The organism is Paenibacillus sp. ACRRX (assembly GCF_022346885.1).
Taxonomy (GTDB): Bacteria; Bacillota; Bacilli; order Paenibacillales; family Paenibacillaceae; genus Paenibacillus_B.
Map to the genome: position 1 here is coordinate 335204 of NZ_JAKRNK010000005.1, position 18104 is coordinate 353307.

Annotated in this window: 3 protein-coding genes and 1 pseudogene; all 4 read right to left on the reverse strand. The window is 49.7% G+C overall.

What is annotated here, in order from left to right; genetic code table 11:
- Window positions 1-11: 11 nt before the first annotated feature.
- A pseudogene (locus tag MH117_RS17065) lies at window positions 12-7193 on the reverse strand (SDR family NAD(P)-dependent oxidoreductase); the annotation flags it as partial.
- Window positions 7194-7205: 12 nt separating this feature from the next.
- Window positions 7206-13439, reverse strand: a complete 6234-nt coding sequence (locus tag MH117_RS17070; RefSeq protein ID WP_239330435.1) for a type I polyketide synthase — start codon at window positions 13437-13439, stop codon at window positions 7206-7208.
- Between the two features lie 154 nt (window positions 13440-13593).
- Complete coding sequence (gene hisC / locus MH117_RS17075) at window positions 13594-14658, reverse strand: histidinol-phosphate transaminase (protein WP_239330436.1); 1065 nt, start codon at window positions 14656-14658, stop codon at window positions 13594-13596.
- Window positions 14659-14740: 82 nt separating this feature from the next.
- A complete protein-coding gene (gene fabD / locus MH117_RS17080; RefSeq protein WP_239330437.1) occupies window positions 14741-18100 on the reverse strand; it encodes an ACP S-malonyltransferase in 3360 nt (1119 codons plus the stop codon).
- Window positions 18101-18104 lie beyond the last annotated feature (4 nt).

An 18104-nucleotide genomic window follows, 5' to 3' on the forward strand; every position in this document is an offset into this window, starting at 1 on the left:
TCTTGCCAGAGCGGCCAATCCAACGTTAAGGTGCTGCCTGAGCAAAGCCCAGTCTGCACCGCCTCTGTCCGCAATTTTGCATACGCGCTTGCAAAAGCATTAGCTGCCGCATAATCAGCTTGCCCTGCGTTGCCCAATGCCCCCGCAAGCGAACCGAATATAATAAACAGATCGAGCGGGAAATGTCGACTTGCCTGATCAAGGTGAACGATTCCCATTGTCTTAGCCGCAAAGACCTCTGTCAGTTCTGACGGGGTCTTCTTCAGGATGTAGCTGTCACGTGTTACGCCAGCGCTGTGGATAATACCATTCAACTTCCCGTAACGGGCATGAATAACATTCATAAGCGTATCAACCTGACTGCGATCCGCCACGTCTGTCTGCATATATTCAATCACAGCAAGCGGCGCTTCATTCCTTAATGCACTCAGCTTGTCTTGCACTCGTTCATCAAGTGGAGAACGACCAGTCAGCACCACTATCGGCCGCTCTGCACGATTAAGGATGTCTTTAGCTACAATCTGCCCAAGTCCTCCTGTGCCTCCCGTAACCAAGTAAACCCCTTCGTTTTGCCATGGCACTTTGCCAACTTGATCTTGAGTATTGTGCTCCTTCCATTCCTGCACGTAGCGCTTGTTATGACGATAACGAATATGAAGGTCGCCATGTTGGCTTTGGATGGCATTGACGCTTAACAGATGTGCCAGTTCAGCAAGCGTATTTGCGGATGAGGCTAGATTAGATGCCACCGACTCGGGCTTGTGGTCAAATTCGACTAACTGCCACAACAAACGCGGATGCTCCAAATGGGCCGTTCTCAGCATAGCGCTCAGGCCAGCAAGGAGCTTGCCATCATCAGTGGTTGGGATGACTACTTGCAGCAGCACTTTATCTGTGCCGCCAGCTGTTAACACACGCTGAATATGTTCAAGCAAATGGATAGCATAGTACTGAAAGTTCAGCCCTAAGTGCCGCTCGTCTGTCCGCAACGACAGGCAGGCAGCTCCTGTCATCTGGTCTGTGAGCAGTCGATCGTCTATATCTTCCAGCCCGCAAAGAAGAATATCATGGCGGGTCCACGGTGCTGCATGAGGCGTATGCACAGGCAGATCACTCGCCCGCCATGTTGGTTCATAGACCAGAACACCGACGCCCGCCGCTTCCGCCTTAATTGTTCTGGCTGATAAGCCCAGAAGACGCCATAACACGTTGCCCGCTTCATCACATACGTCAATATCAAAGGTATGTGTCGTGTCTGAGGAAGGTCCGTTTGCGCTGAATCGTGCGATCGCCCACATTGTAGAAGTCGCTGTATCAAACATGTTCAATTCATGTAAAGCGTAAGGTACGGTTAAGGTGACTTGCGGCAGCTCATCCAAACTATCAGTTAACCCCTGTATCAGGACAAGCGTTGCCTGTAAGCTTGCATCCAGCAAGCCTGGATGCAGCATAAAAGGTGCGTCCGCTGCAGACCCAGATTCACGTTCGGGCAAACGCAGCTTGACTATAGCTGCATCTGTTCCTAGAAATATCTGTTCCATACAACGATGTTCTGCTCCATATTCGAGACCAGCTTGCTGAAAAGCTGAGTAATACTGTTCCGTGCTCCAGCGGCTTGGTCTGGTTGTTTCAAGTAAACGCTCCAACTGAATACGCGGTTGTTCGATCTCGGTACCAATCGTCACGCTGCCCTGCGTGAATGACGTCTCCGACTCTTTACCGTATATTTCAAACGCGATTCCGCCATTGTCCTCAGCAAACAAGCCAATATGGATTTCACCCTCATTCCCATTGATGACTATGGGTCTTGTCCATACGACATGCTTAAATGTTAGTCGTCGCTCTTGTTCCATTAGAGGCGCAGCGGCCTCAAATACAGCTGCCCGTACCATTTCCAAGCATGCAGCTGCTGGTAACACGCTGCGCCCGTTTATAACATGATCTGCCAAAAAACCTTCTTCGCCCGTAAAACGGGAACTAAACCGCTGCTCCGTTAAATCAGATGTATTCCGATGTAAAAGTGGATGCAAAACGGTTCCGGCTGCAGTTGGCACTTGCGTTGAACGAGACAGCACTGCATCTGCCTGCTCCACTTTAGGCACCCAGTACTTGTCGCCGGCAAATGGATAGGTTGGCAAATGAATTCTCCTTGGCGAAGAAACATAAAGTGTACGCCAATTCAGCCGAGCCCCTTTCACCCATTGCTCTGCTGCACTGCATAACTCGTTCTGGCTCATCCGACTGCGCAGCTCGACTGGAACAGCGGATTGCATCATCGCACCCTCGCTTCGATAGCTGCTAGAGGGGATTATCCCTGCTACCAGCTCTGTCAGCTTGCGGATTAGTTCATCTATAGAGCTCACAACACAAGCAAGACGCACTGCCATGGCTTCCCTTCCTACTTGCAGGGTATAAGCCAACTCGGACAAGTGAATTTGCTGCTGATATTCGCCGTTCTCCACTACGTGGATTGAACCAGCCTTTGCAGGGCCAGTGGATGCAACCGAAGCCTCATAGATATTGGCAAACTTCTCCCAATCATGTTCGAGCAACAGGTCTACCAACTCGTTAACGGAGCTTGCTTTGTACGTATATACCTCCCAATCTGACAGTTCCCACAACTCCGCAAGCCGCTCGGATAAACGATGACGCAGCAAATGGTCCACGTTCTGGTCTACGAAATAATGCGCAGCATCCAGCTCACTTGCAGCAACATGAAGCAGCTCACCTAACTGCTGCAAGATGTCCGTTTTTACCTGTTCACGCAAGTCGGCCGTTGGCGCCTGGTCGACTCCAGCAGCTTGTTTTGTTAAAAAGTAAAGCAGCTGCTGGGCGCTTGCTAGAAGTCTGTCTTCACTACGCGCAGACAGCGGGATGACTACTGCGCCTTGTTCCCCCCTCGCAGCGTCCGACCTATTGGTTTGAATTCTGCTGGAATTCGGTACATACTCTTCAACAACCAAATGGGCATTACTTCCGAAAGCACCAAAGGAGCTTAGCCCAGCCCGTCTTGAATATATTTTTAGTTCACCATCGATCGCCAATTCAGGTCTCTGCCATGGTCCTCCATCACGCTCCAGATAAAAGGGGGTATCTGCAAACGGTATAAACGGATTCGCATCCTCGGCATGAAGGGACGGGAACAACTCGCCACGCTTCAGTTGCAGCAGCAGTTTCGTTAATCCAGCAATACCTGCTGCCGCCTCCAAATGCCCAATGTTGGACTTGGAAGAGCCGATTGCACAAAATTGCTTATCCTTCGTCCACGCAGAATAGGCACGGTTTAATCCTTGAATTTCAATCGGATCGCCAAGCGAAGTACCCGTTCCATGTGCTTCCACATAACTGATCGTACGTGGATTAACGGCAGACTTTCCAAGCGCCTCCTTGATAACTTCAGACTGTGCAATAGGGTCGGGAACCGTAGCACCGGATGTCTTGCCGACATGATTAATAGCAGAACCCTTTATAATACCGTAGATCGGATACCCCTCGCGCTCTGCCCGTGCAACAGTCGTTAACAGGACAGCACCTATCCCTTCACCAGGCACATAGCCATCGCCGCCTTCACCGAAACTGCGGCAGCGCCCGTCCGAGGACAGAAATTGCGCCTGCTTCAAGAACATATACTTGTGCGGATGCGTGACTAGATTGACACCCCCTGCAAGCGCAAAGTGGCATTCCCCACTGCGAATACTTTCACGCGCTAGGTGAATTGCAGTTAGCGATGACGAACACATCGTGTCCACCGCCATAGATGGCCCGTGCAGGTTAAGGCTGTAAGATACCAAATTAGCAATTGCCGCAGGGCTGTTTCCAAATGACATTGGAACCCCTTGGTGGGCCAAATCTGCGCCAAACAGCTCATAATGACTCCAAAACACGCCTGCAAATACGCCTACCGTATGTTCCCCGCCAGATACGTAATGATGCTCGGCTCGGTCCTGATAATAACCGGCATCCTCACACGCCTCCCAAGCCGCTTGTAAAAATAAACGAGCCTGTGGATCCGTTGTCTCCGCCTGACGTGGTGACATATTAAAGAACAGTGGGTCAAATTTGTCGATGTCATCCACAAATCCGCCGAATTTATAAAAATGATCGACCTCATATCCAAAAGAATGCCCTTCCCATCTATCCTGTGGAAAGCCCGTTACGCAATCACGCTTGGCGAGAAGGTTGCGTTCGAATTGCTCCACATTTCCTGCAAGCGGATACCGTCCGGACAGTCCAATAACAGCAATATCGTCCGGTCCGTAACTGACCTCGATCTCGCTTGTGTCCTCGGAGAAGGAAGATAGAGGTTGGCTCGCATGGTTACCCATAAAGGTATCCTGTATAACCCCCGCCGCTCCATACAGCACAACAGCCTGTACTGTATCTGCCGCAAGCACCGCATCCAACGCCTGTAAGCCTGCCTCGTTAGGTAGCGGTCGCAGCCCGGAAGATGCAAACAGCATCCGTTCCATCTGCGCGTCGATTCGCATGCCCCCATTTGCCCATAACGGCCAATTGAAAGACACAGTTGCCCCATGTCGTGCCCCTGCTCGAACTTGCGCGTCCCGCTGCGCTGCGAACACATCCATAATTGCGTTAGCACTGGCATAGTCCGCCTGGCCGATATTGCCGATAACAGCGGAAATGGAGGAGAACAGCACAAAGAAATCCAATCGTTCTTCGCGACTTGCCTGATCGAGCGCATACAAGCCATGTACTTTAGGGTGAAATACTGCGCTTAGCTCGTCTGTATTTTTACGTACAATGTACTCGTCCCTAATGACGCCTGCACTATGAATAATCCCGTTAACCGTACCGAGCTGATCTTTTATGCGGCTGAAAGCGGCGGTTACCTCTGCATCATTACCCATATCCGCCTGCAGCACGATCACTTCTGAGCCTTGTTCTCGCAGACGCCTGACACGTTCTTCCTGTTCAGGTCCTAATGTTGAACGGCCGATTAATGCCAGTTTTACGGGGAAATGTGCCGTAATATGTTCCGCAACCAGTAGCCCTAGTCCGCCTAATCCCCCAGTGATCACATAAGTGCCGTTTGGCTTGTACGCAAGTTCGGATTGCTCAGGACTTTCTAAAGTGTACGGTTGTTTCCGGTTATAGTGCGGTATAGGCACCCATTGTCTGATATGACGTTCTCTAGTTGTACCTTTATAAAGTACCGTCTCTTCCCCGCGACTAATTGAGTTGGATTCCTGCTGCAACAACTTTATAACCTGGGGCATGGACATCTTCAGCAGACAGTCTACCAGGATCACTTTACCGCCGATACGGGGCTGTTCTAGACTGGCTGTCTTTAACATTGCCTCCAATGCCGCTGCATAGGGCCCTAATTCATCGTCCATATCCGCCACGACCAGGTAGCGCACTTGCTCAGTTGTAAGCTGCTGGAGCTCATGTTGAATATGCTTAAGTGCCTGCTTAAACATGAGCTCGAGACGTGCAGGCACGGTCGTGAGCTCTGAATCCAGCGCCTCCACATCAGCAGCAGCCTCGGCAGATAGCACCGACTGCAGGCTTGTCCGCAGCTGAGAGGCAGCACCGAACAACCATAGCTTCTGCCGCACCCCCGGCTTGACCGACGCTGTACTTCCTAGGTCACCTAAGTGACTATTCGTCTCATTCCAGCCAACAGACTGACTGCTAGGGACACGCTCCCATTGGCGCTTGTACAATAAAAGCTCATGATCCACAGCCTCAGCATGTCCGGATGCGCTATCTTCCCCAGCGCGCTGCTGCTTCATCATATGTGCGTCTGGCAGTGAGGCGGCTGTTGATGAAGTTGATTCTTGCACACGGTCACCTTGCTTATTTGCCAGTGTGGATGCAGCGGCCTTCGGATCTTCATCAACTGAACTGTCAGGATTGGCAGCCTTATCTAAATAACGGCCTTCAGTGCGACCCTCATGTCCATCATTCGATTGCCGAAAAGCTTCGGCATACTGATCCGCCAAATACTCGGATAAGCGTTCAATCGTTGCGTATTCAAACAAAAGCGTCGGGTACAATTGCGCTTCTAGTCGCCGTTCCAGCAATTTGACAAGGCCAAGCAGCTCTGTGGAATCCAGTCCCAAATCGTAAAACCCAGTCTGTGTATTCAGAGCTGTCGGCGCGGTATTAAGGACAACTCCAATCTGCTCCCGCAAATAAGCTTCAGCGAGCAGTAAAGGTTCTTGCTCCTCTACATTCCGCGCAGCGTCTGGGTCTGTTTGTACAGATGGCAGCTCTTTGTCTACAGAAACAGAAAGTGTTTCTCTGCCTGGAGATGGGGCTCGTTCCTGCTCCAATTCCACTAAACGTTGTATCGATTGCAATTCTCGAATACGCTTTAACGTTAATCGTTCAAATTCAACCAGCAGTTCCCCTGCCGCATCGCGAATTTCTAAATTAGTAGAAAATACATCCAGTGCCCCTGACACATTGGCCTCATCTGCAGTTGACCGGTGTGTATACGTATAAATCGTACTTGGCAGCGTCTTATAAATACAGAAACGACCAATCATAAAAGGAATGTATGCTTTCCCCTCATCAAAATAATGACTGCGTTCTCCACTCAGACGGAACGAGTAGCCTGCAAAGGTTGAACCGTCAAGAAAAGCCGGATGAGCATAAAACTTAGAGCGATATTGTTCCGAAAGCTCCCCTAGCTGCAGCTCCATAATCTCTTCTTGTCCACGACGATAAACCGTTCCTAATGTCTTCATAAATGTGTAGTGGTTAATGTCCGCTTCTCGTGCTACGCCATAGACGTCATCCATGTCCCATTTTTGATCAGCCTGGTTCATCATGGACTTGATATCCCTGATCTTATTTGTCTGGCTCTGCTCCTGCCTTGTGAACAAGGTACATTCCATGTTAGCCTGCCATTCAGGCTCTACGACTTGGTCGCCACGTACCTTTCTGCTAGTCACCCGTACTTGAACATGCGTTGGTTCTGGTGTAAAAGTAACGTTGACTTCCTGATCAAACTGCGGTGATGTCACGATAGGCTGAATAAACAAAATATTGCGCAGCTCAATAGCCTGTGTGCCCAAATAGGGCAAGGATAAGCGATATACCATATCCAGTAGCGTTACTCCAGGCAGCGTACGAATCTGATGGACCAGATGGTCCCGAACGATATAGTTGGCATGCGTAACTCGCTGCAAGTAACTTTCTTGCTTTTGCATTTGACTAATCATTAGCAATGCTCCTTACCTCGTAATCTGGACAGGCTCAAAAAATCCTGCAAATGCGTCCTCTTCCACCGTCTCCTGCCCTCGATGCAATTCCTGTTCAACAAGCAGCGGTTGTGGCCAGAATCTTCGTCGGTTAAATGTCACTCTGTCGCCCTTTGGAACCAAAGTGGCGCGCAGTGACTCAGGAATCCCTTCATTGCTGACAATAATGTGTGCATTGTTCCCGCCTAATCCGAAGGAGCTGATGCCAGCTCTCAGCACGTGCTGCTCTGTTTGCCAAGACCGCGCCTCCCTCACCAGATAGAATGGAGAATCATCAAAATTAAACCTTGGGTTTGGATGACTGCAATTTAGCGTTGGGGGCAATTGCCCCGCCGTCATTGAGAGCAGCACTTTAATAACGCTGGCCGCGCCCGCCGCACTTAAAAGATGGCCCAAGTTCGTCTTGACACTGCCGACACCGCAATATTGCTTATTTGAAGTGTATTTGCCAAATACTTGCGTAAGTGCCTTCAATTCAATCGGATCTCCAATCAGAGTGCCTGTTCCATGCGCCTCTACGTAAGTAATGGTGTCTGGATGGATGCCGCCATCCTCAATAGCCGCTTCTATCAGTTCGCGCTGCGCTTCCGGGTTCGGCGTGGTCACACCCATCGTATTGCCGTCATTGTTAATCGCCGTACCGTCAATGACACCATATATTTTGTCGCCATCCGCAATAGCAGCTTGTAATGGCTTCAACACAAGTACACCGCAGCCTTCACCCAACCCAACACCGTTTGCCGCAGAATCGAACGTGCGGCAGCGTCCTTCTGGCGACAATATTTTGGCTGCGCTCAAATCCAAATACATCGACTCGTCGAGCAGTATTTCCACGCCACCTGCAAGCGCCATCTCTGCTTCACCGCTCTGGATGCTGCGCACTGCCAAGTGAATCGCAGTCAACGAGCTTGCACAAGCAGCATCAACGACCATATTAGGCCCCTTGAAGTTATAGATGTGAGATAAGTGGGCCGCTATAAAGTTTTGTCCTGTCGCGACGAGTACATCCTTCGAGGTAGCGCAATATTTACTACCGAAGTTGCTGGTTCGGGTACCCGTAAATACGCCCACTCGTTTGCCCCACAGGTCCCGTTTGCCAAAACCGGCATCTGCAAGCGCTTCGGCGCTGACCTCAAGCCATTGTCGCTGCAAAGGATCGATTTGCTCCGCCAATGCCTCCGAGATATGAAAATAGCTTGGATCAAAATATTCGATCTGCTCCAGAAATGCGCCCCATTTGCTAAGACTCTTGCCTGCTTGGTGCCCACTCGGATCGTAATAGTCCCGCCAATTCCAACGTGATAACGGAACTTCCCCAATGCTGTCTTTGCCAATGCGCAGGTTTTCCCAGTATGCTGCTAAATTAGACGCCTCCGGGAAGTGACACGCCATGCCGATAACGGCAATTTTATCCCGATTGGCGGCGGCCCTCTGTGGTGCGGATGGTAAGCTGAGCTGTCGTATAGAGTTAACGGTTTTTTTGGTGCTAGTCCCCATTTCGGATCGAATATTCATATCTGTTTTTAAGTCTTTATGTGCGGTTATGTTAGGTTTTATGTCTTTGTGCAGGTTAGAAGGGGCTTGAATATTTGCAGTTGTATTTGCTAATAGGGCCTCACGATGATGTTCGATCAAATATTGCGTCATGCTCCCTATCGTTCCTTGTTCGATAAACGCAGCCGGGTCTACAGCTACTCCATGCAAGCTTCGATCCATCTGCCGCACAATTTGCGCCAGCATAATCGAGTCTATGCCAAATTCCTGAAAGGGCACATGACTTGCAAGCTTCGCCGGTTCTGTCTTTAGCTCCTTGGCGAGCAAGGCAGTAAGCCATGCTTCTGTCTGCTTCAGCAGATCAGTATCTGATTCGTGTGTCAGGGAAGATTCCGTATGGGGCAACGCCATCTTAATGGCCTTTTCGTCTGATCGAGCAGAAGCATCGACCATGTAACGATCCAGCAGTCTTGCAGGATTCCACTTGTCCGACTGCACGACTACTGGCATAACAACAGGGCCAATACCGCCTGATACAATCGTGTCCAGCCAATGCAGCCCTTCCTGATTCGTCAGGCTGTACAGGCCTGTATCGTCATAGGCTTTATTTCTCACCTCACCTAGTCCTGTCTCTTTCCAGCTTGGCCATTGTATGCTGACGATTGGGCACGTGGCATGATAAGCCTCTGCGGCATAATCCAAATAAGCATTCGCCATGGCATAATCACTTCTCCCTGCACCTAGCGTAGGGATGATGGCCGATACCGAGGAGAACAATACAAAGAAGCGTAAAGGCTCTGCCCTCAAGCTCGCTAATAACACTTCGAATCCGGTCGTCTTTGGTTCAGCCACCTGCAAGAATACGTCCAGAGGCTTGCGAATAAAGGCTGGATTATCCAAATCCCAGCTTCCCGCGCAATGAATAACACCAGCAATCGAGCCCCACTCGGCGCGAATCGCCTGTACATGCTGCTCCACAAGCTCTCGCTCTGACAGCGGCAAGGCCAGCACTTTAACTTGTGCTCCAAGTTCTTCAAGCTCACAAATAGCGTCAATCTTTGCTTTTGTAGTTGCTGGCAATTCCGTATCCCACAGTTCACGTGGTGGTAGCTCTTCCCTTCCGGTCAACACAAGCCGCTTGACGCCGTGTTGTTCAACATAATGCCGTGCGCAAAGGTAGCCTAGACCGCGTGTCCCTCCCGTAATCCACAACACTTCTTCTTCTGCAAAAGCAAGAGTCCGACTAATTTCATCGACGCCATTACGGGCTGGATCAAGCTGAGCATTAGCACCTAAGCCAGCTGCTCGAACGCTTTCAATTGCTTGCAGCTCTGCTTTGTACCGTACATTCTGTCGATAGCATACCTCTGCCGCTTCCCCACCTGCTTCCAACTCGGCGGCGATGATGTCTGCAATATGCTCTGCTGTCGCCAGCACATCTACATCAACGTGGCGTGAGATTAAATGTCGATATTCGCTTTGCAGCATCCGGCACAATGCTGCACGAGCGGCACCTGCACGATGGATCGACTCGTTTTGCAGCGCCTCAAGCCCCTGCGTAACGCCTAGTAGAATGAGTCCCTTCTCACGGCTTTGTTCTACGGCTTGCTGCAGCAGCGTAATCCCGTCCCATGTATGATCGGTTTCCACCCACGGCCCGCAGCCTGTAACGTCTATCCAGGCACGATATGTATCGGATGCCTGATCCTGTTGACCTGCTTGCACTGGTGATGCACTCTCGCGGAGCAGCACTACTTGATGCTTCGGCAGCTTCCGGCTAAGTATTAAGGCAATATGTTCTGTAGCTGGGCTGGTTAGTACCGCAATTGCCCCATCATACTCCCTCTCTTTAACTAAAGGCTGTGGCACCCACCTTTTCTGGAGGCAGCTCCATTCTCGTGTCTCTGCCGTCTCCAACTCTTCCTCCAGCGTCTGCTCTACCTTTAATAGATTAACCTGAAGCCCTTTTACAGCAAGCTGGCATGTCCCTTCAGAGTCGTACAACAGCATGTCGATCTCAAGCAAATCATCCTGCTCATCCTTGACTTGCCTTTGAACCATGACCCACATATCAGAGGTGCACGCCCCGTAAATATCTAGTTCATGTAATGCCATGGGTAACCCGCCCCCACGCCAAGTGAATTGTCCGGATAGCGCAATATCACTTTCTACCGCGCTCTCAATCGCTGCCTCCAGCAATTCGGGATGGAGCATAATCGAGTCTTTTGTTGTGTTGATTGACGGTAATTGTATGCGAGCAAGATGCTTTCCGTCTTGATGATAAGCCGCCTTAATATAAGGCATGTGAGCAGGGATACTTAACACCTTCCAGCTTAGACCCAACTCCGTCACGACTAATGATGCTTCTTTCTCCGCCGCTGTATGAGACAGCCACTGCACCTGACCCTGACAGTAAATAGAATCCTGGCCATTCGCCGGAGCATCCCGATATATTTCGTATCCAATATCCCCGTCTGCGAGTGGCACTAGTGCAGTATGCACCTCATGCTGCTCTGTATCAGCGCTGATCGATTCAGGCCATATCACATCATGCAGCCGAATATAAAATGATTCGGCATTGCGCGCTGCCGTCGTGTCTGACAGCGACAGTGCAGCACGGGCCATTTCCAGGCACGACAGTGCAGAGAAGCTTGAGCCGGAGCTGGGACATTTTGATATGGCTGTCAGTAAACCGCCTTCCTGACCTGACCATATCGAGCTGTATCGATGCTCCTGCAGGTTGGAAGTGTTGCGATGCAAGTAGGGATGGAGAAAATCGTGTTTTGGAAGCTCAAGAAGCGTAGTGGAATGCTGCGCTTCGTTCGCCTGCACAGGTCGTGGCAGCCAGTATCTCTCTTTTGCGAATGGGTATGTCGGCAATGCCAGCCGTTTGTATGCAGTATGTTCAAACAGAGCAGCTGTGTCCCAATGTTCACCTTCTACATATCGCTCCGCAAGTTTAATCAGCTTATCTCTGTAGGCTGCACTGCTGTTCCCTTTGCTTGAGATCCCTTTGCGAACATGTATCGCGGTGCTGTCTTTCACCGTTGTATGTACATCTTCTTGTCCCACATAACAACCTTCCGCATCTTCTCCAGCGATGATTCGTGCTAACTTTTGCCTAAGCTCTTCGTTACTTGAAACAACAAGGGCTGATCTTACCCCGAAATGCTCTCTGCCGACGAGCAATGTCGCGCTTATATCCAGCAAACTTTCCTGCTCTTCATCCTGTTTCAGCCAAGCCGCTAATGCTATTTGCTTCGCCTTTAGCGCCTCAGCCGTCTTCGCCGACAAGCAAATCAAGTAATATGGATAACTGTTCTTTCGCCCTTTCTTACGCTGCTGTTCGGGGGCTTCTTCTAGTAAAATATGTGCATTGGTGCCACCAAACCCGAACGAGCTGACGCCTGCTCGCCGCGGTAACGCATTTCCTTCATTATCTCTGAGCGCTTTCCATGGCTTGTGTGTATCCAGCATATAAAAAGGGGTATGACGAAGCTTAATTCGATGATTCAGACGCTGAAAATGATGGAGCTTGGGCAGCTGCTTATGTTTAAAGGCGAGCAGTGTCTTCATAACCCCAGCCATACCAGCTGCCGCTTCCAGATGCCCGATGTTGGACTTCACCGCACCTAGTCCGCAATAGCCTTTCTTAAGTACAGCTCCTTCCTCTGTCGCAAGCTGCTGAAACGCCGTACACAGCCCCTGAAACTCAAGGGGGTCCCCTTTAGGTGTGCCTGTTCCATGAGCTTCGATGTAACTAACACTCAATGGGGATACGCCTGCTCGGCGATAAGCCTCACAAATGACCTCTGCTTGTGCTTCTGGATTTGGATACGTTAACGTATGCGTCTTGCCGTTATGATTTATGGCACTGCCTTTAACAATTCCATAAATTCGATCTCCGTCAGCGAGAGCCTGAGCTAATGGCTTGAGCACCACCATGCCTGCGCCTTCGCTGCGAACGTAGCCATCTGCGCTGTCGTCAAACGTCTTGCAGGAGCCTGTCGGAGACAGCATGCCTGTCTTGGCGAACGAGATATGGCGAGTCGGTGTCAGCAGCAGGTTGACGCCGCCGGCAAGCGCTACTTTACACTCGCCCGCTTGCAGCGACTGCACAGCTGCATGAATAGCATTCAATGAGCTGGAACAAGCAGTATCGATCGGAAGGCTTGGTCCTTTAAAATTAAAAAAGTAGGAGATTCGATTGGCGATAACTGCAGAAGCAGTTCCTGTGGAATGATACGTCTGAATGACTAACGAAGGATGTTCTTGAAGTTCTTTATAGTCGTAATTAAATACGCCGATGTACACGCCTACATTGGAGCCTGATAAGCGCGAGGGGGTAATTCCCGCATCCTCAAAGCTGTTCCAGGCCAGCTCCAACATGATGCGCTGTTGAGGATCCATCGTCTCCGCTTCCCGGGCCGACAGACCAAAGAATTGAGGATCGAAGGCATCCACATCGTCTATAAATCCCCCCCATTTGCTGTAACTTGTATTTCCTTCTCCATGCGTATCTCCCCAATAGGATGTCCAATCCCAACGATCATGCGGTATCTCATTTACACTGGAGCGGTCTTCTGCGAGCAGTTCCCAGAATGCATCGTAATGTGCGGCTCCCGGGAATCGACAAGCCATGCCAACGATGGCAATCTCCTTTCCCTCCACAACTTGCTCTGGCGCATCAACTTCGCCACTTGTATGGTCCATACTGTACATCCGCCTCCTGAACAGAATTAAGACACGCCAAACAGACTGAACAATAAAAACGTTCAGTCTGTGCTTATCCCTTGCTTGCGCATTTCGATGTGAATGTGACCTGCTCATCCGGTCTTATCTAAGACTCACGTCACCCACGGCTTCGTTATGTCGACCTTACTTGAGCGAACTCATGCAGATACTTCAACAGCACATCCATTTCTGCATCTGTACCGATGGTAATTCGCAGCTTGTCCGACAGTCGCGGAGCGTCAAAATGGCGAACGTAAACTTGTCTGCCCTTCAAATACTCGTAAATATCAATCGCGCTGTCATGCACTGGCTTACATAATACAAAGTTGGCCTCTGAAGGCAGCACTTCAAAACCAAGGTCTGTCAGCGCCGCTGTTACCCGTGCGCGAGTAGCCACTATCCGCTTGACAGTGCTTTGCAAGTAAGTTTGATCTTTAAAGGCTGCTTCCGCCAGTAATTGGCTTAAATGACTCACGTTATAGGAATCTCTGCATTTGTCCAATGCATGCACAAGTGCAGGATCGGCCAAACTGTAGCCTACACGGATTCCACATAATGAGTAGGATTTGGAAAAAGTACGCAGCACAACCAGATTAGGATATCTTCCAACAAGCTCGCATGCAGAGGCTTCTGCGGGTGCGAAGTCCATATAGGCCTCATCAATGACTACAAGCCCATCATAACGCTGCAGCAATTCCTCAATCTCGGCCAAGGGCAGCATCAATCCGGTCTGTGCGTTAGGATTGGCAATAAATATGCCCTTCGCTCCTGTCTGTACTAATGCCTGTATATCGATTGTGAAGTCATCTCTTGTTGGCACGTATTCCGTGTGAACACGGTGGATATCAGCAATCGTTTTGTATAACGTATACGTAGGGTAAGGCGTAGCAATGGAGTCTTGTTCCTCAAAACAAACTTGGAAAATGTAAGAAATAATCTCATCAGAACCGTTTCCACAAAATAGATGATCAGAGGACAACTGGTAATGTGCCGCGATCAACTGCCGCAAGCTTTGGCTAGTCGCGTCAGGATAATAACGGAGCTGAGCATAATCAAATCCACCCAGCACTTCTTGTACTTGAGGCGAGGGAGGATAAGGATTCTCGTTGGCGTTGATCTTGATAACGCGGCCGTCCATCTGAGGTTGAATTCCCGGCACATAGGGTGCAAGCTGCTCTATCGACTGTTTAATATACATAGACTACCTCCAAGCCTGCAAATTGAGATGCTCCCAAAATCATAGCAATTAATGGTAAACATTTCAATTCAAATCCTACGATTTATGTCGCATATTGCAACACTTGTCGACGCAGCAGTTCAGCGGTCTCGTCGCATAGTTTGCGGCCAATCTCATCAACATGACGCTGCTGCCAATGCTCTAGATTAGTACCTTTCACCCATTGATTAAAGGCACCTAGTGCTGGTCCGCAATGAATCTGATAGTTTACACGCTGTGCTGGATCTCCGTTAATCGCTGCCAGATTCGACATCGCAAAATACCATTTAAAAATAAGCGCCATCTTATGCTTCGAATCCCGTTCCGCTTTTTCGGTTTCTGCCTTCGATTTGTAAGCTCGAACTGCAGCGTACACTTCATCAAACGTCTTCTGAAAAAACTTCTCCTCAATCATCTGCCGTGTGCGCTCATCGATCTGTTCAATCGAATCGAAATTACGATAAAGCTCATATAATTTATTTGCCCGAGCAGAAAAAAATCCGCCCTTCTTTAATACTTGAACCTTTGCACCAAGCTCAAACATATCACCTGCCGGAGCATAATCCATATCTTGAATATCCGCCTGCTGCAGCAGTTCTTTAACCGATTCGCTAGTATTTGCCTCGACTGTGCATTGATTGATCGATCCTGTTACCAAGTAATCTGCTCCCATCATGTAAGCGGCGAGTGCTGCCTCAGGAGTTCCTATCCCCCCAGCTGCCCCTATTCGAATTCGCTTGTTGTAACCAAAGCGCTTCATATAGTCATCCCGCAGACGGATCATAGCCGGCAGCAGTGTATAAGGAGAACGATGATCTGTATGTCCACCAGAATCAGCCTCTACCGAAATGTCATCCGCCATTGGAACTTCCCTTAACAGCGCAGCTGACTCAGGTGTGATGCTTCCTGCAAGCAGCAGCTTGGATATGATGCGTTCTGGAGCGGGGCTTAAAAATGAAGTCGCCACCTCCGGTCGTGATACTTTTGCGATGATACAATTTCTAATCTGCACACTCCCATCTGAATGACGACTTAATCCGCAAGCACGGTAGCGAACCAGAGCAGCATTTACACTCATATAAGCAGAAGCCTCGACAAGTTTCACACCATATTGGACATACAGATCAACCAGCTGCTCTTCCTTCTCTGGGTGCTCTGGATCATGCAGAAGATTGATCCCGTAAGACTCCCCGCTCGACAATTGTTGTTGAATGGTGCGAATCGCTGCTTCGACTCGATCAAGGCTGAGTCCCCCAGCTCCGAACACACCCAGCATACCTGCTTGGCCTGCTCGCACGACCATTTGTTCAGAGGCGATCCCTTTGTACATGGCTCCAACCATATAAGCATATTGAAGCCCATAATCCCGCTTGAATTGAGGATCACCAAGTGTCATCCCGATCGTATCTTGTACCCATCGTGATTCGTCCGGCTGATCAAGCTGCCGAACTTCCTCAGCAGGAATATCGTTCGGAACAAGAAGCGGGGTCGCTTCCTTCCGAATGGATGCGATCAGCTTCGTTAATACATTGCCAGGTCCAATCTCCCGATATTCCTCTACCCCCAGTCCCATCAAATACCGAATCGTATCGGTCCACCTTACCGAATGTGTAATCTGACTTGCTAAATGCTGTTTCAGTTGATGCTGTTCATATGGTCTTGCCGTCACGTTTGATACAACAGGAATAGTCAGAGTGCCAAAGGAGAATTCACTTAGAAAAACGCCAAAACTATCGTAAGCTGCTGTCATCATACGAGAGTGGAATGCACCACTCACCTTTAGCGGAATAACGAGGCGGGCACCAGCTGCCTCGCACGCCTGCTGTGCTTGCAGCATATCCGCCTGCGGACCTGAGATCACAATTTGCGTTAAATTGTTGTAATTGGCGATATCGATCTGATCAAGACCGTGATCCTCAAGTGCTTGTCGAAGTTTGTCCTCGTCTAGTCCGATTACTGCAGCCATTCCCCCACCGCTAGCCTGGCTCATTAAAACACCGCGGCGCTGCACAAGACGAAGCCCGGTTTCAAAGTCAAAGGCTCCCGCGGCGTATAGCGCATTGTACTCCCCTAAGCTGTGACCGGCGACAATATTCGGGAGACCAAACTCGTTTAACGCCTTCAAATAATGCAGCGCATTAACAACATATAGCGCAGGTTGCGTATACTGAGTCTGACCAAGCAAGTTATTTGGGTCCTGCACACACAGTTCCTTGATTGAATACCCCAAAATGCGGTCGGCCAGAGCCGTCATTTCCGAATATTCGTCAAATAATCCCTCTCCCATACCGCGCTGCTGAGAACCCTGCCCGGGAAATACATATGCCCTCATTGATTTCGCCTCCTTATGATTCGACTTATGATTCGAAGTATAGTCCGGCTTGGATATTTTCTTATTGTCCGACTTATGAGGCGACGCGTACTCCCCTTTATCCGCCGACTTATGATTTGATGTGATTCTTGTTCGAGTATGCTTTTGCATTTGCTTCAGACTGTCCCAATTAGCAGCATCTTGTCGAAAACGAGACATAATTGTCTTCATTTCCGACTCGGATTGTGTCGCAAGGCACCGCTTGGCCATATTCGCCATTCCCCCGGAAGGACCTAGATCGATAAACACAGCTGGTCCTTCATGCTCAAGTGTCTCAAAGCTTTTCTGGAGCGAAATAGGCTGGCGGATAACTTGCCACAAGTAATCCGTTTGCAGCTCCTGCAGCGGTCTGCCGTCTACTCCTGATACGAGGGTAAGGTTCCCAGGCATGAATTTCTTTTGTGACAAATAGTGTTTATAGGGTGCTGCTGCATGGTCGATAAATCTGGAATGAAAAGCATGGGACACGGGGAGAAGTTCACGTACAATATACTGTTGATGCAAGTAAGTCTGAACAGCCTGAATTGCTGCTTGGTTCCCTGTAATGACGAAGTGGGTGTCCGACAGCTGAGCAGCAAGCTCACTATGTTCATGCAGAAGGCCGTTATCCGTATAGATCGATACATTATCCAAAATTGCAAGCATGCCGCCTGCTGCACAATAGTTGTCAAGGGTCTTTGCCTGCTCGATAACCATCTCTAGGCCATCTTGCCACCCCATCATCCCTGCCGCAGTCGCAGCAGCAAATTCACCCATACTTTCGCCCAGCACATAATCTGGATATATACCGTACGAGAACATGAGCTGAGTCATCGCAGTCTCAATCATATAAATAGCAGGATGCGTAAACAAAGTACGATCAAACGGCTCTGACTGCTTTTGCTTCGGATCATACAGCTTGTCGAGTAACGATTCACCAATCATCGCAGCGGCAGCTTGATCAAGTCGAAGCATCCAGTCGCGGAACACTGGCTCCTGCTCGAATAATGCTCGTCCCATCCCATAATATTGAGACCCTTGTCCAGCGTACATAAACACAATCGATTTGCTCATAAGT

What these genes read in the sequence shown, in the direction of transcription:
- MH117_RS17070 (WP_239330435.1), bottom strand. Translation starts at nt 13,439, where the DNA reads ATGGACCATACAAGTGGCGAAGTTGATGCGCCAGAGCAAGTTGTGGAG.
- fabD (WP_239330437.1), bottom strand. Translation starts at nt 18,100, where the DNA reads ATGAGCAAATCGATTGTGTTTATGTACGCTGGACAAGGGTCTCAATAT.
- hisC (WP_239330436.1), bottom strand. Translation starts at nt 14,658, where the DNA reads ATGTATATTAAACAGTCGATAGAGCAGCTTGCACCCTATGTGCCGGGA.